The organism is Herbaspirillum robiniae, assembly GCF_002213415.1.
GTDB classification, from domain to species: Bacteria; Pseudomonadota; Gammaproteobacteria; order Burkholderiales; family Burkholderiaceae_D; genus Herbaspirillum; species Herbaspirillum robiniae.
This window is the reverse complement of the sequence record NZ_NJGU01000005.1, coordinates 185,380-206,596: the sequence shown is the minus strand read 5'-3', so window position 1 is coordinate 206,596 and position 21,217 is coordinate 185,380. Positions and strand designations below refer to the sequence as shown.

The window sequence follows — 21,217 nt, the reverse complement described above, 5'->3', positions numbered from 1 at the left end:
GTTGTCTTCTTTTCTTCTTTATGAGGCCGCGCGCTGCGCAGCCGCTTGATCGGCCGCGCGATGGTGCGCCGGCTGGTTGATGGCGGCCGCCAGCACCGTCTCCTGCGTCAGGTCCTGGTTGACGAAGTCGCCGCGCAGCTTGCCTTCGCCGATGACCAGCACGCGGTCGGACACGCCCAGCACCTCGGCCAGTTCGGACGAGACCATGATGATCGCCACGCCCTGGCGCGCCAGCGCCGCGATGAGGCGGTAGATTTCCGCCTTGGCGCCGACGTCGACGCCGCGCGTGGGCTCGTCCAGGATCAGCACCTTGGGCTGCGCCAGCAGCATCTTGGCCAGCACCGCCTTCTGCTGGTTGCCGCCCGACAGTCCCGTGATGGGCAGGAAGGGGCTGGAGGTCTTGAGCTGCATCCGGGCGATCTCGTCCTGGATGGTCTTGAGCTCCGAGCCGGTGTCGATGCGGGTGCGGTGGGAGAAGCGGTCCAGCACGGTGAGCGTGATGTTCTGGCCGACGCCGAGGTCGGGCACGATGCCGTGCTGCTTGCGGTCCTCCGGCACCATGCACAGGCCCAGGCGTATCGACTTGAGCGGGCTGCCGGTGTCCACCTCGGCGCCGTTCATGAAGACCTTGCCTTCATGGCGGCCCGGATAGGCGCCGAACAGCGCCGACACCAGCTCGGTGCGGCCGGCGCCGACCAGCCCGGCGATGCCGACGATCTCGCCGCGCCGCACCGACAGCGAGACGTCGTCGACCCGCTTGCGGCGCGGGTTGTCGACGTCGTAGCAGGTCACGTTGCGGGCCTCGAAGACCACTTCGCCGATCTCATGGTCGCGCGTCGGATACATCGCCGTGATCTCGCGCCCGACCATCTGCGTGATGATCTTGTTCACATCCAGCGACTGCATCGGCGTGGTGGCGATGTGCCGGCCGTCGCGGATCACCGAGATGGTGTCGCAGACCTCGGCCACTTCGTCGAGCTTGTGCGAGATGTAGACGCAGGCCACGCCCTTGGCCTTGAGGTCCTTGATGATCTTGAGCAGCACCGCGATCTCGGAGGCGGTCAGCGACGAGGATGGTTCATCCAGGATCAGCAGGCGCGCCTTCTTGTTGAGCGCCTTGGCGATCTCCACCAGCTGCTGGTGGCCGCCGCCGTATTGCATCACCGGCAGGGCCACGTTGATGTCGGGCATGTTCAGCTCGCGCATGAGTTCCTCGGCGCGGCGGTACATCGCCGGATAGTTCATGCGGCCGCCGGGCAGCGTCAGCTCGTGGCCCATGAAGATGTTCTCGGCCACCGACAGCTCGGGCACCAGCATCAGTTCCTGGTGGATGATGACGATGCCGGCCGCTTCCGTGTCGCGCACCGAATGGGCCACCAGCGGCTTGCCGTCCCACAGGATCTCGCCGTCCCAGGTGCCATGGGGATAGACGCCGGACAGGATCTTCATCAGCGTCGATTTGCCGGCGCCGTTCTCGCCGCACAGGCCGACGCATTCGCCGGGCCTGATGCTGATGTCGATGCCGTCGAGGGCGCGCACACCGCCAAACTTCTTGACGATGCCTTTCATTTCTAACAGATACTCGGACATGCCTGCTCTCGTAGGGGGGAAGGACGACAGGGCGATGCGGCAGGACGCGCGGCGGCGTCCTGCGCACCAGGCCATCCGCTCAGGCGCGCAGCCTGAACGGATGACTTGCGGCGATCACTTGCCGTCGATCTGCGCCTGCGTGTAGAAGCCGTCCTGGACCAGGATGTTGACGTTGGACTTGGTCAGCAGGATGGGCTTGAGCAGAATGGTGTCGACCTTCTTGACGCCGTTGTCGTACTGGGCGTTGTAGGTCGGCTTCTCGTTGCGCGCCAGGTGCACCGACAATGCGGCCGCTTCGCTGGCGATCAGCTTCAGCGGCTTGTACACGGTCATGGTCTGGGTGCCGCCGATGACGCGCTTGACGGCGGCGATGTCGGCGTCCTGGCCCGACACCGGCACCTTGCCGGCCAGCTTCTGCGCGGCCAGCGCCTGGATCGCGCCGCCGGCGGTGCCGTCGTTGGAGGCGACGATGGCGTCGATCTTGTTGTTGTTGGCCGTCAGTGCGTTCTCGACGATGGAGAGCGCTTCGGTCGGGTTCCATTCCTTGACCCATTGCTGGCCGACCACCTTGATGTCGCCCTTGTCGATCAGCGGCTGCAGTACCTTCATCTGGCCGGCGCGGAACATCTTGGCGTTGTTGTCGGTGGGCGAGCCGCCCAGCAGGAAGTAGTTGCCCTTGGGTTGGGCCTTGACCACGCCCTCGGCCTGCATTTCGCCGACCTTCTCGTTGTCGAAGGAGATGTAGGCGTCGACATCGGCATTGAGGATCAGGCGGTCATAGGAGAGCACCTTGATGCCGGCCTTCTTGGCTTCCTTGATGGTGTTGGTCAGCACGGTGGCGTTGAAGGGCACGATCACGATCACGTCGACGCCGCGCGAGATCAGGTTCTCGATCTGGGAGATCTGGCGCGCCTCGCTGGCGTCGGCCGACTGCACGAACACCTTGGCGCCCAGCTTCTCCGCCGCCGCGGTGAAGAAGTCGCGGTCGCGCGCCCAGCGCTCCACGCGCAGGTCGTCGATGGAGAAACCGATCTTGGGGTTCTTGGCGTCCGCCATGGCGCCGGCACTCACCAGCGAGAGGCTGGCCGCGGCCATCAGCGCCAGCACACTTTTTTTCAGAATTGCGTTCATTGCCTGATCTCCAATTTCATTATGTTTTTTAAGGGGCAGGGTCCGGGGAGCGTGACGGGTGTCAGTCCGTATTCCGGCTTTCAGGGCCTGCTTTCATGGCTTCTTCGGGTGCATCAGCCATTTTTCATGGGGCGATCCGCCTGCGGCTGCAGTACCGACGGGCGGCGACGGGATGCGGCGATGTGTCATGTCGCCTCGGCAGGTCGCGCAGTAAAAGGCTTCCCCATGTGCTGCGGCACATCAATTCCGGGCCAGGAAAGGGCCCGACCTGATGTGAGGGCGATACTAGCAATCGCCGATTCATGTCTACAATTACGAAATTCACCAAGTCGACTAGCGTTTCTTTCTGTTGCGGCCGCACAAAGCCGCCGCTGCAACAGCGGATCGTTACAATTCCGGACGTGGAATGAATGCCAACCAACAAGCAGAAGCGCGCCGGCCGCCGCAGCGGCGGCCAGGCGCGACGAATGCAGAGGGACATCGGGAGAATGCGGAGTGGCAAGAGCGCCAACGGTGCATCGCATCGCATTGCTGTTCAATGCGAACAAGATCTTCGACCGTGAGATCATCGCCGGCATCGGCGAGTACCTCAGCAGTACGCGCGCCTCCTGGGATCTTTACCTGGAGGAGGATTTCCGCTGCCGCCTGCAAGGCATCGAGCGCTGGCAGGGGCACGGCATCATCGCCGAGTACGACGACCCGGCCACCTGCGAGGCCCTGGCGCGGGTGCGCCTGCCGGTGGTCGCCATCGGCGGCTCCTATGCCGACGAGAGCATGTATCCCCAGGACCGGCCCTATGTGGCCACCGACAACTTCAAGCTGGTCAAGCTGGCCTACGATCACCTGATCGAGGCCGGCCTGCAGAACTTCGCCTTCTTCAGCCTGCCCGAGGCCGGCGGCAACCGCTGGGCGCAGGAGCGCGAACGCATCTTCGACGGCCTGATGCGGCGCGACGGCCTGCAGGGCCACATCTACCGCGGCGTGGAGACCAGCGCGCAGTCGTGGGACACCGCCGTCGAGCAACTGGTCGAGTGGGTGCGCGGCCTGCCCAAGCCGATCGGCATCATCGCCGTCACCGACGCCCGCGCCCGCCAGTTGTTGCAGGCTTGTCAATTCGCCGGCATCGCCGTGCCCGAGCAGGTCGCCCTGATCGGCATCGACAACGACCCGCTGGCGCGCGTGCTGACCCGGGTACCGCTGAGCTCGGTGATCCAGGGCACCACCGAGATGGGCCGCACCGCCGCCCACCTGCTGCACCAGATGCTGCACGGCGCCCAGTTCACCAACACCCGCATCATGGTGCCGCCGGCCGGCATCAACGTGCTGGCCTCGAGCCGCCATGAGGTGCGCAACCACCCGCACGTGATGCAGGCGCTGCACTTCATCCGCCAATATGCCTGCCAGGGCATCAAGACCGAGCAGGTGGCCCACTATGTCGGCATCTCGCGCTCCTCGCTGGAGTGGTACTTCCGGCGCGAACTGGGACGCAGCGTGCATGACGAGATCCTGCGCTTCAAGCTCGACGCCGCCAAGCGCCTGCTGCAGGCGGCCGGCAGCAATGCCGCCGACATCGCGGTGACCTGCGGCTTCACCTCGGTGCAATACATGCACGCCGTCTTCAAGCGCGAGCTGGGCTGCACGCCCCGGGAATACCAGGAAGAATTCGCCGCCGGCGCGGATGCCGCAAGGCAGCCGCCGCAGCGGCCCAAAAAACGATCGCCGTCGCCGCTTGCCGGCCTGAGCGCGCCGGCACTGGCGCCCTCGCTGGACGACGGCGGCAACTTGTAGACAACCACCCGATGATGAACGCACCGGAGGGCAATGCGATCCTCCGCCAACCTTTCATAAGATGACGTATTTCACTATCTCCAGCGAAACCGCCGAGCACGGTATCAACCTGTACACCCTCAGCAATGCCCGCGGCATGCGCATCGTCATCAGCGACCGCGGCGCGGCGCTGGTCTCGTGGTTCGCGCCCGACCGCTACGGGCGCGAAGCCGACATCCTGCTCGGCTATCGGGACATCGGGCGCTACGTCGCCAACCAGGCCCATTTCGGCAGCATCGTCGGCAGGTGGGGCAACCGCATCGCCGACGGCCGCTTCACCATGGACGGCGCCGACTATGAGGTACATCGCAACAACAACGGCAACCACCTGCACGGCGGGGAGGCCGGTTTCCACCTGATGCAGTGGCAGGTGCAGCCGGATCCGGAAGGCCTGCGCATGTCGCTGGTGTCGCCCGACGGCGCCGCCGGCTTCCCCGGCAACGTGCTGGCTTCGGTGCTGTACCGGCTGGACGAGGAGGGACGCCTGCAGATCGACTACACCGCCACCACCGACGCGCCCACGCCGATCAACCTGACCTCGCACGGCTACTTCAACCTCAACGGCGGCGCCGACAACATCTGCGACCACATCCTGTCCATCGACGCCGACACCTACCTGCAGGTCAACGGCAAGCTCATCCCCGAACGCGCGGCCGAAGTCGACGGCAGCGCCTTCGACTTCCGCCAGCCGGCGCCGATCGGGCCGCGCCTGTCATGGCCGGACGAGCAACTGGCCATCGCCGGCGGCTTCGACCATTGCTATTGCCTGCACCGTGAAGAAGCCGACGCCGGTGAACCCGGCGGGCGCAGCCAGCCCCTGCGCGAGGTGGCGACCGTCTACGACCCGGGATCGGGCCGCCTGCTGACCGTCTCCACCACCGAGATCGGCCTGCAGTTCTACAGCGGAAATTTCCTGAGGGATGTGCCCGGACGCAGCGCCCAGCCCTACGCGCCGCATGACGGATTCTGCCTGGAGGCGCAGGCCTATCCGAACCAGATCAACGGCCCGGAGAGCGAAGCGGTGATCCTGCGCCCGGGGCAGGTCTACCGGCAGACCACGGTATATCGGATGAGCGTGCGGGAGTAGGTGACGGCGTTGGCGTCGGCAGGGGCGTCGACACGGGCGTCATTTCCTGCCGATGATGTGGATGCCGCCGGTCATGGCGGCAGCGATGAAGGCCCGCATGCGCGGGCTTTCGTTCGTAAGAGGTCCGAGGACGAGCGGCCGGCCGGCGCGACCGCGAGATCAAGGAATACGTGGGCTCCGTTCAGGCATACGCGGCCGCGCGACCCAGCGAGAAAAACAACGGCCGGTCCAGTTGGGCGGTCCAGGCGCGATAGGTCTGGTCCGCGATCCGGTGCAGGTGCGCGATGCGCTCGTGCAGCCCGCGCAGGATCTGCGTCTCGTCCTGGACCGCCGGGCCGCGCGCGCGGAGGATTTCGGCGCGACCCGCCGCGCACCAGTTCCTGACGCTGGTTTCGGTGACCTCCAGGTGGCCCTGGAACGCCCAATGGCGGCCGCGCATGAAACCCTTGTTCAGGCAATGGCTGCCGTACATCGTGCGTACCGCGCCGGCGGGGATTTCAAAGGTGTCATAGTGCCAGTTGAAGATGGTCGCCTGCCTGGGCAGCGCCATGCGCCGTTGCGCGGGCGGGGTGATCCATACTTCGCTCCAGCCGATGTTCGGGCAGATGTTGCGGCCGACCTTGGCGCCCATGGCGCGCGCCAGCATCTGGGCGCCGAAGCAGTGCCCGAGGACAGGAACGTCGCGCCGGATGGCGTCTTGCAGCAATACCCGCTCGTGCTCGATCCACGGCAGGGTTTCATTGACGCAGTGATCGCTGCCCAGCACGACGATGCCCGAGAATGGCGCGGCATCGACCGGCGCGCTCCCGTCCGCGGCAGGGGCGATGATCCGGTAGGGCAGGTCGTGCCGGTCCAGATGGTCGCGCAATACACCCGGTCCCTGGGTTGATTCGTGCTGAAGAATGGCGATCGGTCTCATAAGGCTGCGGCTTGGGTGGACAAGCCCGTAGTGATGAAGTCGCCAATCTAGAATCTTCGGCGTAAAAATCGGGTTGCATTTGAGGCGATTGGCGTAAACGACGCGTAAAGAATCGTGACCGAGCGACCGTCCCGGATATGCCTGCCTGTCGCCGGCCACAGGCCTGCGGTGGCCGCGTCGATCTTGCCTGTTCCGGATGTCCGCTGTGTGGATGGGCCGGCTTTCCATGAACGGAAAACGTCTTCTTCTCGCCAGTTCGACGCCGGTCATTGCGTCTCGACAGGGTTGGGGAGGGCTTCTTCCAGTGCCGATAAATGATGAAGTAGAATGGTTTTATCTTCCAAGAATATGAATTTTTCTCATTTATCATGCTTGATCGCATCCATCTGTCCATCGTCCAAGAAGTGGAAAAACAAGGTTCGCTGACCGCGGCGGCAGGCGTCCTGCATGTGACCCAATCGGCCTTGAGCCACAGCATGAAGAAGCTGGAGCTGCAGCTGGGCACTGACATCTGGCTGCGCGAAGGCCGCAGCCTGCGCCTGACGCAGGCGGGGCAATATCTGCTGGCGGTGGCCAACCGGGTGCTGCCGCAGCTGAATCTGGCGGAAGAGCGTCTGAAGCAGTTCGCCCAGGGGGAGCGGGGCGCGCTGCGCATCGGCATGGAGTGCCATCCCTGTTACCAATGGCTGTTGAAAGTCGTATCGCCCTACCTGGCCGCGTGGCCGGACGTGGATGTGGACGTCAAACAGAAATTCCAGTTCGGCGGCATCGGCGCATTGTTCGGCTATGAGATCGACCTGCTGGTGACGCCCGATCCGCTGGACAAGCCGGGTCTGGTGTTCGAGCCGGTGTTCGACTACGAACAGGTCCTGGTCGTGGCCGGCAACCACAAGCTGGCCGGGGAGGAATACGTCAAGCCCCGGCAGTTGCTCAATGAGGTGCTGGTGACTTACCCGGTGCCGGTGGATCGCCTGGACATCTACAGCATGTTCCTCGCGCCGGCCGGGATCACGCCCAAGCGCCACAAGGCGATCGAGACCACCGACATCATGCTGCAGATGGTCGCCAGCGGCCGCGGCGTGGCTGCGCTGCCGCGCTGGCTGGTGCTGGAATACGCGGACAAGATGGATGTGGTGCCGGTGCGGCTGGGCAAGCACGGCATCGCCAAGAATATCTTCCTGGGCGCGCGCGAGGCGGACGTGAGCATCGATTACCTGCGCGCCTTCATCGAACAGGCGAAGAAGCCGGCCTTGGCCTAGTTTGCCGTGGTCGCAGGCGCCATCCATGCGGCGCGCGGGCGCGCGAGGGTGTGATCGAACGACTGCGTTCACTCTTCCTCGTCTTCGCACCGAGAGACACTGCCCGGCTCTCTTTCTCGTATCACTTTCCATCTTCCATTTTCCATCCCGCTGCGGCTTCGATCCGACGCGGGCAAGCCTGCGCGCGCGTACGGCGTTCGCCACATGTTCTCGCTGATGTCGTCATCAGGAGCTTTGTGCGTCTGAGTATTGCGGAGCGCCAGCTCCCACGGAAAAGAACGTCCTGAAGCGGATATCCCGGGCTTGAGAGCGGGATGAAATGGAAAGGGCCGGCTGCGAACAGATCGGGGTGCACGTTGAAATCATGAGCTTATCTAATGGTTTTATTAGATAAATTCATTTTTATTCATGGATGACTGCGCATAGAATCCGTTCCGAACATGAACAAAGTCAAGACTGCCCGCCGGCAAACCGGCGCAGGGCTTGATCACTGGAATGAGGGCTCGGGATCATCATGAATAAAGAATTCACATTTGCCATCAAGAGCATTTGTTTCGACGAGGACTATCGTCCTTCGGACAATACGCGCATCACCACCAACTTCGCCAATCTGGCCAGGGGCGCGAGCCGCCAGGAAAACCTGCGCAACACCTTCCGGATGATCGACAACCGGTTCAACGCCCTGGCGCATTGGGACAACCCCAAGGGCGACCGTTATACGGTCGGGCTTGAAATCATCTCCGTCGAGATGAACATCGACGGCGCAAGCAGTGGCAACGGCCTGCCTTTGATCGAAATACTGAAGACCAACATCCTCGATCGAAAAACCGGCGAGCGCATCGAGGGCATCGTGGGCAACAATTTTTCCTCCTACGTGCGCGACTACGACTTCAGCGTGGTCCTGCTGGAGCACGCCAGGAACCAGCCCGAGTTCAGCGCCCCGGACAATTTCGGGGACCTGCACGGCAAGCTGTTCAAGTGCTTCGTGAATTCGAGCGCCTACCAGGAACACTTCGCCAAGCCGCCGGTGATCTGCCTCAGCGTGTCCAGCAGCAAGACCTACCACCGGACCGAGAACCAGCATCCCGTGCTGGGCGTGGAATACCAGCAGGATGAATATTCCCTGACGGATGAATACTTCAAGAAGATGGGAATGAAGGTCCGCTACTTCATGCCGCCCAACAGCGCCGCGCCGCTGGCGTTCTATTTCTCCGGCGATCTGCTGGCTGACTACACCAACCTTGAGCTTATCGGCACCATCAGCACGATGGACACCTTCCAGAAGATCTACCGCCCGGAGATCTACAACGCGAATTCCGCGGCCGGGAAGTCCTATCAACCCAGCCTGAAGCACCAGGACTATTCACTGACGCGGATCGTCTACGACCGGGAAGAACGCAGTCGGCTGGCTGTCGAGCAGGGCCGGTTCGTGGAGGAAAACTTCATCAAGCCATACCGGGCGATTCTCGATCAATGGTCCGCCAGCTACGCCCTTTGACGCATCAACAACAAGGTCCTCTACCGTGAAAAAACTATTACCCACTTCAACCGCCGGCAGCCTTCCTAAACCCTCCTGGCTGGCGGAGCCCGAAAAGCTCTGGTCCCCCTGGAAATTGCAGGGCGAGGAATTGAGCAGCGGCAAGCAGGACGCCTTGCGCTTGTCGTTGCAGGAGCAAGTGCACGCCGGGATTGATATCGTCAGCGACGGCGAGCAGACGCGCCAGCATTTCGTGACGACCTTTATCGAGCACCTCGACGGCGTTGATTTCGAGAAGCGCGAGACCGTCAGGATCCGTGACCGTTATGATGCGAGCGTGCCGACGGTGGTGGGCGCGGTCTCGCGCCAGAAGCCGGTGTTCGTCGACGACGCCAGATTCCTGCGCCGGCAGACCGGGCAACCCATCAAATGGGCGCTGCCGGGACCGATGACGATGATCGACACGCTTTACGACGCCCACTACAAGAGCCGCGAAAAACTGGCCTGGGAATTCGCCAAGATCCTGAACCAGGAAGCGAAGGAACTGGAAGCCGCCGGCGTCGACATCATCCAGTTCGACGAGCCCGCCTTCAACGTCTTCTTCGACGAGGTGAACGAGTGGGGCGTGGCCACCCTGGAGCGTGCCATCGAAGGGCTCAAGTGCGAAACCGCCGTGCATATCTGCTACGGCTACGGCATCAAGGCCAATACGGACTGGAAAAAGACGCTGGGGTCCGAGTGGCGGCAATATGAGGAAGCCTTCCCCAAGCTGCAGAAGTCGAGCATCGACATCGTGTCGCTGGAGTGCCACAACTCTCACGTTCCGATGGACCTGATCGAACTCATCCGCGGCAAGAAGGTGATGGTCGGCGCCATCGACGTGGCCAGCAACACCATTGAGACGCCCGAGGAAGTCGCCGATACCCTGCGCAAGGCGCTGCAGTTCGTCGATGCCGACAAGCTCTATCCTTGCACCAACTGCGGCATGGCGCCCCTGTCGCGCCACGTCGCCAGGGGCAAGCTCAATGCCCTGAGCGCCGGCGCGGAAATCGTCCGCAAGGAACTCGCGAAGTAAGCACCGGGCGAGAAAAGGTCGTCGCGAACGGTTCGCGACGACCTGGCCTGGAGGAAGGCCGGATGCCCCGGCCTTCCTCCACCTTGTCGATCCGCCCGCCTACCGAACCCTTGTCATGTCACTTTCCAGCTTCAACACCGCCATTGAGCCATTGCGCTTTCGCGAAGCGCTCGGGCACTACGCCTCCGGCATCACGGTGATCACGTCGCTTGTCGACGGCGAGCCGGTCGGCTTCACTTGCCAGTCGTTCTACAGCGTGTCGATGAGTCCGCCGCTGGTGTCGTTCAGCGTCATGTCCGGGTCGGCCAGCTATCCCAGGATGCGCCAGGCCGGCCGGTTCGCGGTCAATATCCTGTCCGACGAGCAGGTCCGGATCTCCAATCAATTCGCCCGACGCGGCACGGACAAATGGCACGGCATCGAATGGCAGGCGTCGCCGCTGGGCAATCCGCTCATCGCCGGCAGCCTGCACTGGCTGGATTGCGAAATCCACGCCGAACACGCCGCAGGCGATCACCTGATCGTGATCGGCGAGGTCAAAGCCATGAACCTGCAGCAGACTGTCGCCATGCAACCCTTGCTGTACTTCAAGGGAGAGTATCGCCACATCGCCGTGCACAGCGCAGGGTAAGCGCTTGCGGCCGGGCATTTCCGGAGTTGTCGCTTTCGTTTGCAGACAGTCTTCCCGCGCTGCTCTTCATCCACTCCCTCCATGTCAATCCGGCAAGCCTCCGTACCGGAGGCCATCGGTGGCTGTTAAGCTCGATGCGGCACTGGTTGCCGGCCTCCACGAAAAGATTGCCTGAGGCACACTTTTTGGTCTGCATCGCAAAGGCGTTTGTATGGATCTTGTCTTCTGGACTCGCCCCAAACTGCCTGGTTAAAATTCGCTATCGAGTGTTGCGGGGACAGTGACACATCTCTGCTATTTTCAGACTTATAGCTGGTGCGACATTGCTGGTCGCCAGGCGTGCAAGGGGTTTGACTGTGGTGATATCCGATAACGCTCAGGCAAGCAGAGCGTTATCGGATTTTTTGTCTCTCCCAGCCAATGGAAATACGCAAAAATGATCGATTGGATCCCAATAATCTTCGTCACCTTCAAGGTCATCGTGCTTTGTACGGGCATGTTCTTTGCCATCAAGTGGCATTACGATCAGGGGAAGAAAGGCAAGGGCAAGGAGACGCGCTCGGTGCTGCGTGCGAGCGGCAAGGTGGTCGTCATCTTCGTTGTGTTGCTGCTGGGCGTGGGGCTCATCACCTTCTTCCTGAGCCGGATGCTCGGCCTGGACCTGACCTTCCCGTGACGGCAGAGAGCGGCCGGTTGTCAGGATGGTGAACAGCGCTGCAGCGACCGGCATCGGCCTCGTTGCGAGACAGTCGACAGGCACGACCGTTTGACTGCGCGTGTGATGGACGTTATCCAGTGCGGAACGGCAATCACTGCAGATCAGAGTTTGAAACCAAAAACGCCCGCAATATGCGGGCGTTTTTTCTTGTGCCACCGATGTCCGCTTCCGGCAGAAGCCGGAGGGCGGATGTTGCCGGGCAGGCACCGCGGCACGGAGCGGATCAGGGACTGTTGCGGCGCCTGTTGATGGCCACGGCAGCGTCGAACAAGCTGCCTTTATGCACCCAGGTCGTGTGGGCGGCCCGGTACTCGGCTTCGTTCGCGGGCGCGATGCCGTATTGCGCGGCGAGGTCGGCCAGGAACTTGCGGAACGCCCGCAAGCCCTTGCTCTCCACGCTCTGGACGAAGTCATTGGCCGCGCCGGCTTCCAGCGTGCCCTTTCCGCCCTCGACGTATACGCCGGTCAGCGGATAGCCCGTGTAGTGAGTCAGCGCGTGATCCAGCGCATCATGGGGCGTGGCGAATCCATCGGTAGGCCCGATCTTGGCCTTGCCGTTGACGCTGAGCGTCAACGTGAAATTGCTCTTTCGCAGCGCCTCGACATATACCTCGATATGGGCTTTGTCCGCATAGAGACTCACGGCCAGAACGTTGCTCATCGCTTTCCCTGCTAGTTTGATTGAGGAACGAGAGCATACCACTGCTGCTTTCTTGTTCGCTGGCAGACTGCCGCATCGCGCTCCTGATCCGTTCACCGGAGCGCGCATCGTATTTCGACCGGAGTTGTCAGCTTGTCGTCAGTATTTTGTCAGTGCGACATGTAAAGATTGCGTGAAAGAAGGGCGCGGTGGGAAGCGTCCTGATAGAGACTTTTTCGGGGAAATCATCAGAATCCAAAGGGGGAAATTTGGACACGGGGCATGCACAATCGCTCGATTGGCTACAGCGGCAATGCGACCTGCTGCATCAGAAGAAGAACGAGGTATGGAAAGAACTGACCGGCGCCATGCAGGCGGCGATGTCGACGGAGCCTGCCGAAAGGCTGTTTGCCCAACTGCTGGAAGCGGAGATTGAGTTTTGCCGGGTGACGGGCCTCAAGTCCCATCTGCACGGCGAGGACAAGTCCCTGCGGTTTGACGATGCGCGCATCAGCGGCCTGTTTGAACGGGTCCACACGGAAGAAAGCGCGCTGGTCGATCACTTCGAACGCTGGAAGGAGAAGAAGGCGCCGCCTCTCGCGATCGTCGATTTCGTCCCCTGGCAGGAGGCGATGGCGGCCTATTTTCGCGCTTCGCCGGGCGAGGTTTGAGGGCGCGGCGACAGCTGCCTCCTCGTCGGCGCGTCAGCGCCGGGATCGCCGGCCCGCTTGCTGCCACTCCACATGCACAGTGCACAACGGGCCGCCATCGTCACGCCCGCGCGACATCGCCAACTCCCCTTTCAGAGGATCCGCACGGTCCTCAAATGAACGGATCGGTGACGATATGCTGCCCCAGCATGAAGGCGTCGGCCACATGGCGCAGCGGCGCCACGTCGACGTCGGAACTCCGGCGTCGGATCAGGTCGGAGAAGTGCCTGTAGAGCGAAGGGTATTCTCCTTCGACGGGCAGCTCGCGCTGCGCCTGGTTGATCCAGAGCTCATGCCCTCCCTTCTTGAGATGGAGGTGGGCGTCGCCGGTGTCGACCAGGATGTCCCATGTCTGCTCCCCGGTCTGCCGCCAGTCGAAGTCGGCCTGCACGTCCGTTCCCGCGGCGTCGGTGAACGACAGTTGCGCCGCAATCGGGGTCTGCCGGTTGGCGGGGAATTCCAGCGCGGCCTGGCGCAGGAAGATTTCTTCCGGAAGGATCTCGGTGACAATCGACAGCGCATTGATGCCCGGATCGAAGACGCCGAGCCCGCCCGGCTGCCAGATCCACTCCTGGTCGGGGTGCCAGTGGCGCACGTCTTCCCGCCAGATCACCTTGACTTGCCGCGGCGGGTGTTCGCGCAGGTAGTCCTTCAAGACTTGCACCGCCGGCGCATGGCGCGAGTGCCAGCTGGCGAAGAGCGTGACGGCGTGCGCGGCCGCCAGTTCGCGCAGGGACTCGACCTCGGACAGCGTGGCGCCCGGCGGCTTTTCCAGGAAGACGCTCTTGCCGGCGCGAATCGCCAGGCGCGCCGCTTCATAGCGGTACTGCGGCGGCATGCACAGGGACACCGCATCGATGTCCGGGCGCGACGCGAGCATCTCTTCGATGTGCCTGAACCCCTGCACCCCGTCGATCGTATTGTTGCGGCTGGCTGTCGCAACCAGCTCAAAATCCTTGTTGCCCAGAACGGCCGGAAGGTGCTGGTCGTAGACGATTTTGCCGACGCCGGCGATGGCGAGTTTTATCGCTTGCATGATTTTTCCTGGTTCGGTTGGAGTCGTTGGCTGCGTGCGCGCATCACCAGCGTTGATGAACGTACGGCGCGATGTCGTGCAGGTAGATCTGCTGCAGCGCCTGCATCACCTGCGCCGGGATCGCCGGCAATGCGCTTGCGGCGCTGTTCGATTCGGCCTGCTGCACGTTCCTGGCGCCGGGGATGACCGTCGTCACGCCGTGCTCCATCAGGATCCAGCGCAGCGCGAACTGGGCCATCGGCACGCCGTCCGGCACCAGCTTGCGGATCTTGTCGACGGACGCCAATGCCACCTCGTAGGGCACGCCCGAGAAGGTCTCGCCCACGTCGAAGGCTTCTCCGTGGCGGTTGAAGTTGCGATGGTCGTCGGCGGCGAACGTGGTGCCGGCCGACATCTTCCCGGTCAAGAGCCCCGAGGCCAGCGGGACGCGCGCGATGACGGCGATGTTGCGGCGTTTCGCTTCTTCCAGGAACAGCGCCGCCGGGCGCTGGCGGAAGATGTTGAAGATGATCTGGATGGATTTGACGTTGGGGTATTCGATCGCCTTGAGCGCCTCTTCCACCTTCTCCACCGAGACGCCGTAGTGGCGTATTTTTCCCGCAGCGACCAGGCCGTCCATGTGGCCGAAGACTTCCTGCTGGTAATAGACTTCCGGCGGCGGGCAATGCAGCTGGACCAGGTCCAGGCAATCCGTCTTCAGATTGGCCAGCGAGCGCTCGACGAATGCGGTGAGGTTCTCCCGCGTATATCCGGCGGCCACATGCGGCGACAAACGGCGACCGGCTTTGGTCGCCACGAACGGCCGCGCGCCGCCCCGTTCCTTGAGGACCTCGGCGATGAGCTGCTCCGAGCGTCCGTCGCCATACACATCGGCGGTGTCGATGAACGACACGCCGGCATCGAGCGCCGCGTGCAAGGCGGCCTTGGCGTCCTGGCTGGAGACGTCTCCCCAGGCGCCGCCGATGGCCCATGCGCCGAAGCCGATTTCCGATACGTCGACGCCGGTGCGGCCGAAGCTTCTCAATTTCATGCTGATGGATTCCTTTGCGTTGGGGCCTAAACCATGCGCCGGCGTTGCCGGCGGCCAGCCTGCATTTATACCTCGCGCTGCGGCGCGGCGCTCTTGGTTTAACATGAGCATGGTTAATTCATGAAGTGATTGGGATTCATCCATGTCGTTGCTGGACCATGTCGATTTTTCGGACCTGCGCGTGTTTGTCACCATCCTGCGCGCGGGGAGTTTCAAGGCGGCCGCGATCCAGCTGGGATTGACCCCGTCGGCTACCAGCCACGCCATGAAACGGCTGGAGGAGAAGTTGTCAGCTCAGCTGTTGTACCGCTCAAGTCGCGCGGTGTCGGCCACCGCCGTCGGGATGGCGCTGGCGTTGCAGCTGGAGGAGGGGTTCGAGAAGATCGGCGCCGCGCTGGGCAGGCTCGAGACTTCCGCCGCCGGCAGCCTGGGCGAACTGCGCGTCAATGTCTTCGCCGACGCGGCCCACCTGCTGATCGACCCGGCGCTGCCCGAGTTCGTGAGGCAATGCCCGGGCGTCAAGCTGACCATCGTGGTCGATGACAAGCCGATCGACATCGTCAGCGAAGGCTATGACGCCGGCATCCGTTACGGCCATTACGTGCCCGAGGGCATGGTGGCCGCGCCGCTGACCCGGGGCCACAAATGGGTGGCGGCGGCGGCTCCGCGCTACCTTGAACAACATGGCCGTCCCGCGCAGCTGGAAGACCTGGCGCAGCACAATTGCCTGCAGCTGCTCCTGGGCGACAATTCCAGCTACAAATGGGAGTTCGGGAAAGGCAAGGGCAAGCAGCGCATCCGGGTGCCCGGGCTGGTGACGATCAACAATACGGCCGCCACCATCACCGCCGCCAAGGCCGGCGTGGGCATCGCCTACCTGCTGGAGGCAAGGATAGCCAAGGAAATCGAAGAGGGATCGCTGGAGGTCGTCCTGCCGGAGTTCGCCGCTCCCAGCGAACCTTTCCACATGTACTACAGCAGCCGGCGTCACGCGCATCCGGCCTTGCGCAAGCTGATCGACATCATCCGCATCCAGAACGGACTGGCCAGGCTGCGTTAGCGGGCCGGGCAATGCATATCGTCGCCACGCCTACATTGACCTGTTTTAGGTCTAAGTTCCGACTTGATAAGTCAAAGATGACCTCATAGTATTCCTGCAAGGCGCACGCGATGATGCGCCATGACAGGAGACAAGCCTTGGCACGCTGGCAAAACTGCGGCACCGAAGACCTTGACGTCTTGCAGACCATTTTCTGGTCGGCCGGCGCATCCCGCCATGCGTTGGCGCAGCGCCTGGCTTATTCCAAGAGCAAGGCCAACGCCATGGTGGCGGCCCTGCTGGACGAAGGGCTGCTCGACGAAGTCGGGCTGCAGGAGTCTTCCGGCGGCCGTCGCGCCGAGACGCTGCGCCTGAGCGAAACCCTGGGCGTGGTGATCGGCGCCGACCTGGGCGCCACCAGCATGCAGGTGGCCATCATGCGGCCCGACATGACCTTGCTGGCGCGCCACCGCGAAACCATCGACGTGCGCCAGGGGCCGGGCGTGATCCTGGCGCGGCTGCGCGGCCTGATGCGGGAGCTGATGGCGCGCTGCGGCCTGCCGGCGTCGAAGGTCATCGCCATCGGCATGGGCGTGCCCGGGCCGGTGGACTTCGCCAGCGGCCAGTTGGTCAATCCGCCGCTGATGCCCGGCTGGGACGGTTTTTCCATCCGCGATTATCTGCGCGAGGCATTCACCGCGCCGGTGTTCGTCGACAACGACGTCAACCTGATGGCGCTGGGCGAGATGTACCGCCTGCAGCGCAACCTGCCCAATTTCCTGGTGATCAAGGTCGGCACCGGCATCGGCTGCGGCATCGTGTGCCACGGCCAGGTGTATCGCGGCGCCAATGGCTCGGCCGGCGACGTCGGTCACATCTGCGTGGACCAGGCCGGACCGCGCTGCCATTGCGGGAACCAGGGATGCGTGGAGGCGATGGCGGCGGCGCCCGCGATGGCGCGCATGGCGATCGAGGCGGCGCAGCGCGGCGAGAGCGAGGTGCTGGCCGAGCGGTTGCAGGCCAGCGGCACCCTGACGCCGGAGGACGTGGCCCAGGCCAGCCGCACCGGCGATGTGGCGGCCAATGCCATCATCCAGCGCGCCGGCAACCTGGTGGGGCAGATGCTGGCGTCCATCGTCAATTTCTTCAATCCTTCGCATGTGTTCATCACCGGACGGGTCGCCGACATGGGGCCGCTGTTCCTGGCGTCGGTGCGCCAGAGCGTGTATCACCGCTCGCTGGCGCTCTCGACCCGCCATCTGGAGATCCAGTACGCGCCGCTGGCCGACGATGCCGGTGTAGTGGGCGCCGGCGTGCTGGCGATGCAGGAGAGCATGGCCAGCGCGGGAGGGGACGCGCCATGAGCGTCGCCGTCGAGTTCCGCAATGTGACCAAGGAGTACGGCCCGGTGCGCGTGCTGCATGGCGTGGGTTTCGCGCTGCAGCCGGGCCGCGTGTACGGCTTGCTGGGCGAGAACGGCGCGGGCAAGTCCACGCTGATGAAGATCCTCGCAGGTTATGAAAGCCCGACCACAGGCGAGATCCTCATCGACGGCGCGGTGCGCGCGCCCGCCGGCGGTTCGCGCGCGGCCGAGGCGCAGGGCATCGTGCTGATCCACCAGGAGTTCAACCTGGCCGAAGACCTTACGATCGCCCAGAACATCTTCCTCGGGCACGAGATCCGCAAGGGCCTGTTCCTCGACGACCGCGCCATGCGCGAGCAGACCCGCGCGGCGCTGGCCAAGGTCGGCTTGCCGCTGGATCCCGACACCCGCGTGCGCAAGCTGATCGTGGCCGAGAAGCAGCTGGTGGAGATCGCCCGCGCCCTGGCCCGCCATGCGCGCCTGCTCATCATGGACGAGCCCACCGCCACGCTGACGCCGGGCGAGACCGAACGCCTGTTTGCGCTGATGGCCGGGCTCAAGGCGGCGGGCGTGACCATCATCTACATCTCGCACAAACTGGACGAGGTGGAACGCACCACCGACGAGGTGATCGTGATGCGCGACGGCCAGCTGGTGGCGCGCGAAGCGACGGCCTCGGTCACGCGGCGGCAGATGGCCAACCTGATGGTGGGGCGCGAACTGGCCGACCTGTTCCCGGAAAAACTGCCGGCGCCGGACGGCGCGCCGGCCATGCGCGTGCGCGGCCTGACGGTGCCGGGCTGGGCCGAGGACATCGATTTCGAGGTGCGGCGCGGCGAGATCCTGGGCTTTGCCGGCCTGGTCGGCGCCGGTCGCACCGAACTGTTCGAGGGCTTGCTGGGCCTGCGGCCACGCACCGCCGGCGAGCTGGAGCTGGCCGGCCAGCCGGTGCAGGTCAGGAGCCCGCGCGACGCGGCGCGCCACGGCCTCACCTATCTCAGCGAAGACCGCAAGGGCAAGGGCTTGCACGTGCATTTCGGCTTGCGCCCCAATCTCACGCTGATGGCGCTGGAGCGCTACGCCAGTCCCTGGCTGCGTCCGGCCGGCGAAGAGGCGGCGCTGCGCGACGCGGTGCAGGAGTTCGGCATACGCACCGGTTCGCTGGAGGTGCGCGCCTCTTCGCTGTCCGGCGGCAACCAGCAAAAACTGGCGCTGGCCAAGGTGCTGCATCCCGGCCCCTCGGTCGTGGTGCTCGACGAGCCCACGCGCGGCGTGGACGTCGGCGCCAAGCGCGAGATCTACCACCTGGTGCAGCGCCTGGCGGCGCAGGGCCTGGCGGTGATCGTGATTTCATCCGAACTGATGGAGCTGATCGGCCTGTGCCACCGCGTCGCGGTGATGCGCGCCGGCCGACTGCAAACCACGCTGCAAGCGCCCCACCTGACCGAAGAGGAGTTGATCGTTCATGCCACAGGTACCCGCTGAAAACGCCGCCGTTCCCCGCTCCCATCCGCGTGCCGCCGACGTGGCCGGCTGGTGGGGCCGGCTGCACGGATTCGGCCCCGTCATCGGCCTGGTGCTGCTGTGCATCGCCGGCACCCTGCTCAACAGCAATTTCGCCACCTACGACAACGTGATGAACGTGCTCACACGCACCGCCTTCATCGGCATCATCGCGGTGGGCATGTGCTTCGTCATCATCTCGGGCGGCATCGATTTGTCGGTGGGGTCGATGGCGGCGCTGATCGCGGGCTCGGTGATCCTGTTCATGAACGCCATGGCGCCGCTGCTGGGCTCGCCGATCGCCGCCGTGGCGGCAGGCATGCTGCTGGCCGTGGTGCTGGGCGCGGTATTCGGCCTGGTGCACGGCCTGCTGATCACCAAGGGGCGCATCGAACCCTTCATCGTGACGCTGGGCACGCTGGGCATCTTCCGCGCCTACCTGACCTATTTTTCCAACGGCGGCGCCATCACGCTGGAGAACGATCTGTCGGACATCTACAGCCCGGTGTACTACGCCAACCTGCTGGGGGTGCCGATCCCGGTTTGGGTGTTCCTGCTGGTGGCGCTGCTGGGCGGCGTGATCCTCAACCGTACCGCCTATGGCCGCTACGTGCAGGCGATCGGTTCCAACGAACAGGTGGCGCAGTACGCCGCGGTCGACGTGCACAGGATCAAGATCATCACCTACATGCTGCTCGGGGTCTGCGTGGGCATCGCCACGCTGCTCTATGTGCCGCGCCTGGGTTCGGCGTCGCCGACCACCGGCCTGCTGTGGGAGCTGGAAGCGATCGCCGCGGTGATCGTGGGCGGCACGGTACTGAAGGGCGGGGCGGGCAGCATCACCGGCACGGTGGTGGGCGCCATCCTGCTCTCGGTCATCAGCAACATCCTCAATCTCAGCAGCATCATCAGCGTGTACCTGAACGCGGCGGTGCAGGGCTTCGTGATCATCGCGGTGGCCTTCATGCAGCGTGGCAGGAGGTGAGGCCGTTCGGGGCTTTCCGATCTTCGCTTCGCACCGTGTCCGCAGCAGGCGGCAACGGGAGCAGGCGCAGTCGGGAGCGTCCCGTGAACGGTTTCAGTTTGTCAGTGTGTTCCCCAACCGGTCGGTTTTCATGGCCTTTTTAAAAAACAACAGGAGACAACGCATGAACAGCAAGCTTTCTTTCACCCGCCGCCTCGCTCTCTCAGCCATGGGCGCCGCAGTTGCGCTGGCGCTGACCGGTCCGGCGCTGGCGCAGGCCGACAAGGTGGTGGTCGGCGTGGCCATTCCCTCGGCCACGCACAGCTTCACGGCCGGCATCGTGTACTGGGCCAACCAGGCCAAGAAGGATCTGGAGAAGGCCCACCCGGGCCTGCAGGTCATCGTCAAGACCGCCGGCGGCGCGCCCGAGCAGGCCAACCAGCTGCAGGACCTGGTCACGGTCAACAAGATCACCACGCTGGTGATCTTCCCCTTCGAGTCGGCGGCGCTGACCAAGCCGGTGGCCCAGGTCAAGGCCAAGGGCATCTACGTGACGGTGGTTGACCGCGGCCTGACCGACACCAGCGCCCAGGACGCCTACGTGGCCGGCGACAACACCGCCTTCGGCAAGATCCCGGCCGAGTACATCGCCAAGACGCTCAACGGAAAAGGCAATGTGGTGGCGCTGCGCGGCATCGCCACCACGCTCGACAACGAGCGCATGGACGCCTTCAACGCGGTGCTCAAGCAGCATCCCGACATCAAGCTGCTGGATGCCAAGTACGCCAACTGGAACCGCGACGATGCTTTCAAGGTGATGCAGGATTACCTCACGCGCTTCCCCCACATCGACGCCGTGTGGGCGGCCGACGATGACATGGCGGTGGGCGTGCTCAAGGCCATCGAGCAGGCCAAGCGCAAGGACATCAAGCTGGTGTTCGGCGGCGCCGGCGCCAAGGGCATGATCAAGACCCTGATCGACGGCAGCAATCCGCTGATCCAGGCCAACGTGTCGTACAGCCCCAAGTTTATCTATGACTCGATCAAGCTCACCGCCGAGGCTCGCCTCAAGGGCGAGAAGCTGCCGCCCACCACCATCATCCCTTCGGTGCTGATCACGAAGGACAACGCCAAGGGTTTCTACTTCCCGGATTCGCCGTTCTGAACGGATGAAAAAAACCTGTCCCGCCGTGCGGCGGGCAGGACGTTTGCGCGCGG

Annotated in this window: 19 protein-coding genes; 13 read left to right on the top strand and 6 right to left on the bottom strand. The window is 63.9% G+C overall.

Annotated features, from left to right (window positions below; genetic code table 11):
• Positions 1-18: 18 nt before the first annotated feature.
• A complete protein-coding gene (gene xylG, locus CEJ42_RS10285) occupies positions 19-1,590 on the bottom strand; it encodes a D-xylose ABC transporter ATP-binding protein (protein ID WP_079216479.1) in 1,572 nt (523 codons plus the stop codon).
• Between the two features lie 114 nt (positions 1,591-1,704).
• Positions 1,705-2,721 (bottom strand): D-xylose ABC transporter substrate-binding protein, encoded by a 1,017-nt coding sequence (gene xylF, locus CEJ42_RS10280; RefSeq protein WP_079216477.1) that lies wholly within the window; start codon positions 2,719-2,721, stop codon positions 1,705-1,707.
• A 495-nt stretch (positions 2,722-3,216) separates the two neighbouring features.
• On the opposite strand from xylF, the gene CEJ42_RS10275 reads away from it, so the two are divergent.
• Positions 3,217-4,509 (top strand): XylR family transcriptional regulator, encoded by a 1,293-nt coding sequence (locus tag CEJ42_RS10275; RefSeq protein WP_079216475.1) that lies wholly within the window; start codon positions 3,217-3,219, stop codon positions 4,507-4,509.
• A gap of 61 nt (positions 4,510-4,570) precedes the next feature.
• A complete protein-coding gene (locus CEJ42_RS10270) occupies positions 4,571-5,635 on the top strand; it encodes an aldose epimerase family protein (protein WP_079216473.1) in 1,065 nt (354 codons plus the stop codon).
• Positions 5,636-5,816: 181 nt separating this feature from the next.
• Here the strand turns inward: CEJ42_RS10270 and CEJ42_RS10265 are convergent, their stop codons facing one another.
• Positions 5,817-6,554, bottom strand: a complete 738-nt coding sequence (locus CEJ42_RS10265) for a type 1 glutamine amidotransferase (RefSeq protein ID WP_088750956.1) — start codon at positions 6,552-6,554, stop codon at positions 5,817-5,819.
• Between the two features lie 368 nt (positions 6,555-6,922).
• Between CEJ42_RS10265 and CEJ42_RS10260 the strand changes: the two genes are divergently transcribed.
• The 5 genes from CEJ42_RS10260 to CEJ42_RS10240 all read left to right on the top strand — a co-directional run bounded on the left by CEJ42_RS10260 (position 6,923) and on the right by CEJ42_RS10240 (position 11,672).
• The gene (locus CEJ42_RS10260) at positions 6,923-7,813 is read left to right on the top strand and encodes a LysR family transcriptional regulator (RefSeq protein WP_079216469.1); all 891 of its coding nucleotides are present in this window, start codon (positions 6,923-6,925) and stop codon (positions 7,811-7,813) included.
• 514 nt (positions 7,814-8,327) lie between these two features.
• The gene (locus CEJ42_RS10255; RefSeq protein WP_088750954.1) at positions 8,328-9,311 is read left to right on the top strand and encodes a DUF1852 domain-containing protein; all 984 of its coding nucleotides are present in this window, start codon (positions 8,328-8,330) and stop codon (positions 9,309-9,311) included.
• Between the two features lie 25 nt (positions 9,312-9,336).
• On the top strand, positions 9,337-10,365 hold the full coding sequence (locus CEJ42_RS10250; RefSeq protein WP_079216465.1) for a methionine synthase: 1,029 nt from the start codon (positions 9,337-9,339) through the stop codon (positions 10,363-10,365).
• Positions 10,366-10,480: 115 nt separating this feature from the next.
• Entirely contained in the window at positions 10,481-10,996 is a 516-nt protein-coding gene (locus CEJ42_RS10245; RefSeq protein ID WP_088750952.1) for a flavin reductase family protein, read from the top strand.
• Between the two features lie 436 nt (positions 10,997-11,432).
• Positions 11,433-11,672 carry a hypothetical protein gene (locus CEJ42_RS10240; protein WP_079216460.1) on the top strand — a complete coding sequence of 80 codons (240 nt, stop codon included), beginning with the start codon at positions 11,433-11,435 and terminating at the stop codon, positions 11,670-11,672.
• 265 nt (positions 11,673-11,937) lie between these two features.
• Here the strand turns inward: CEJ42_RS10240 and CEJ42_RS10235 are convergent, their stop codons facing one another.
• Positions 11,938-12,375 (bottom strand): hypothetical protein, encoded by a 438-nt coding sequence (locus tag CEJ42_RS10235; protein WP_088750951.1) that lies wholly within the window; start codon positions 12,373-12,375, stop codon positions 11,938-11,940.
• A gap of 188 nt (positions 12,376-12,563) precedes the next feature.
• Here CEJ42_RS10235 and CEJ42_RS10230 point away from each other — a divergent pair, with 188 nt between their 5' ends.
• Complete coding sequence (locus CEJ42_RS10230; RefSeq protein ID WP_129587694.1) at positions 12,564-13,025, top strand: hypothetical protein; 462 nt, start codon at positions 12,564-12,566, stop codon at positions 13,023-13,025.
• 151 nt (positions 13,026-13,176) lie between these two features.
• On the opposite strand, the gene CEJ42_RS10225 is transcribed toward CEJ42_RS10230, so the two are convergent.
• Together CEJ42_RS10225 and CEJ42_RS10220 are read right to left on the bottom strand one after the other, a co-directional pair.
• Entirely contained in the window at positions 13,177-14,100 is a 924-nt protein-coding gene (locus tag CEJ42_RS10225) for a Gfo/Idh/MocA family protein (RefSeq protein ID WP_088750947.1), read from the bottom strand.
• A 43-nt stretch (positions 14,101-14,143) separates the two neighbouring features.
• Positions 14,144-15,130 carry an aldo/keto reductase gene (locus tag CEJ42_RS10220; RefSeq protein WP_088750946.1) on the bottom strand — a complete coding sequence of 329 codons (987 nt, stop codon included), beginning with the start codon at positions 15,128-15,130 and terminating at the stop codon, positions 14,144-14,146.
• Positions 15,131-15,272: 142 nt separating this feature from the next.
• Between CEJ42_RS10220 and CEJ42_RS10215 the strand changes: the two genes are divergently transcribed.
• From CEJ42_RS10215 to CEJ42_RS10195, 5 genes are all read left to right on the top strand, one after another.
• The gene (locus tag CEJ42_RS10215) at positions 15,273-16,190 is read left to right on the top strand and encodes a LysR family transcriptional regulator (RefSeq protein ID WP_088750944.1); all 918 of its coding nucleotides are present in this window, start codon (positions 15,273-15,275) and stop codon (positions 16,188-16,190) included.
• Positions 16,191-16,327: 137 nt separating this feature from the next.
• The gene (locus CEJ42_RS10210) at positions 16,328-17,533 is read left to right on the top strand and encodes an ROK family protein (protein ID WP_237772535.1); all 1,206 of its coding nucleotides are present in this window, start codon (positions 16,328-16,330) and stop codon (positions 17,531-17,533) included.
• A complete protein-coding gene (locus CEJ42_RS10205) occupies positions 17,530-19,017 on the top strand; it encodes a sugar ABC transporter ATP-binding protein (RefSeq protein ID WP_088750942.1) in 1,488 nt (495 codons plus the stop codon). Before CEJ42_RS10210 ends, CEJ42_RS10205 begins: the two co-directional genes overlap by 4 nt.
• Positions 18,998-20,020 (top strand): ABC transporter permease, encoded by a 1,023-nt coding sequence (locus CEJ42_RS10200; protein ID WP_202818605.1) that lies wholly within the window; start codon positions 18,998-19,000, stop codon positions 20,018-20,020. The genes CEJ42_RS10205 and CEJ42_RS10200 overlap by 20 nt, the downstream gene beginning before the upstream one ends.
• A 163-nt stretch (positions 20,021-20,183) precedes the next feature.
• Entirely contained in the window at positions 20,184-21,164 is a 981-nt protein-coding gene (locus tag CEJ42_RS10195; RefSeq protein WP_088750940.1) for a substrate-binding domain-containing protein, read from the top strand.
• Positions 21,165-21,217 lie beyond the last annotated feature (53 nt).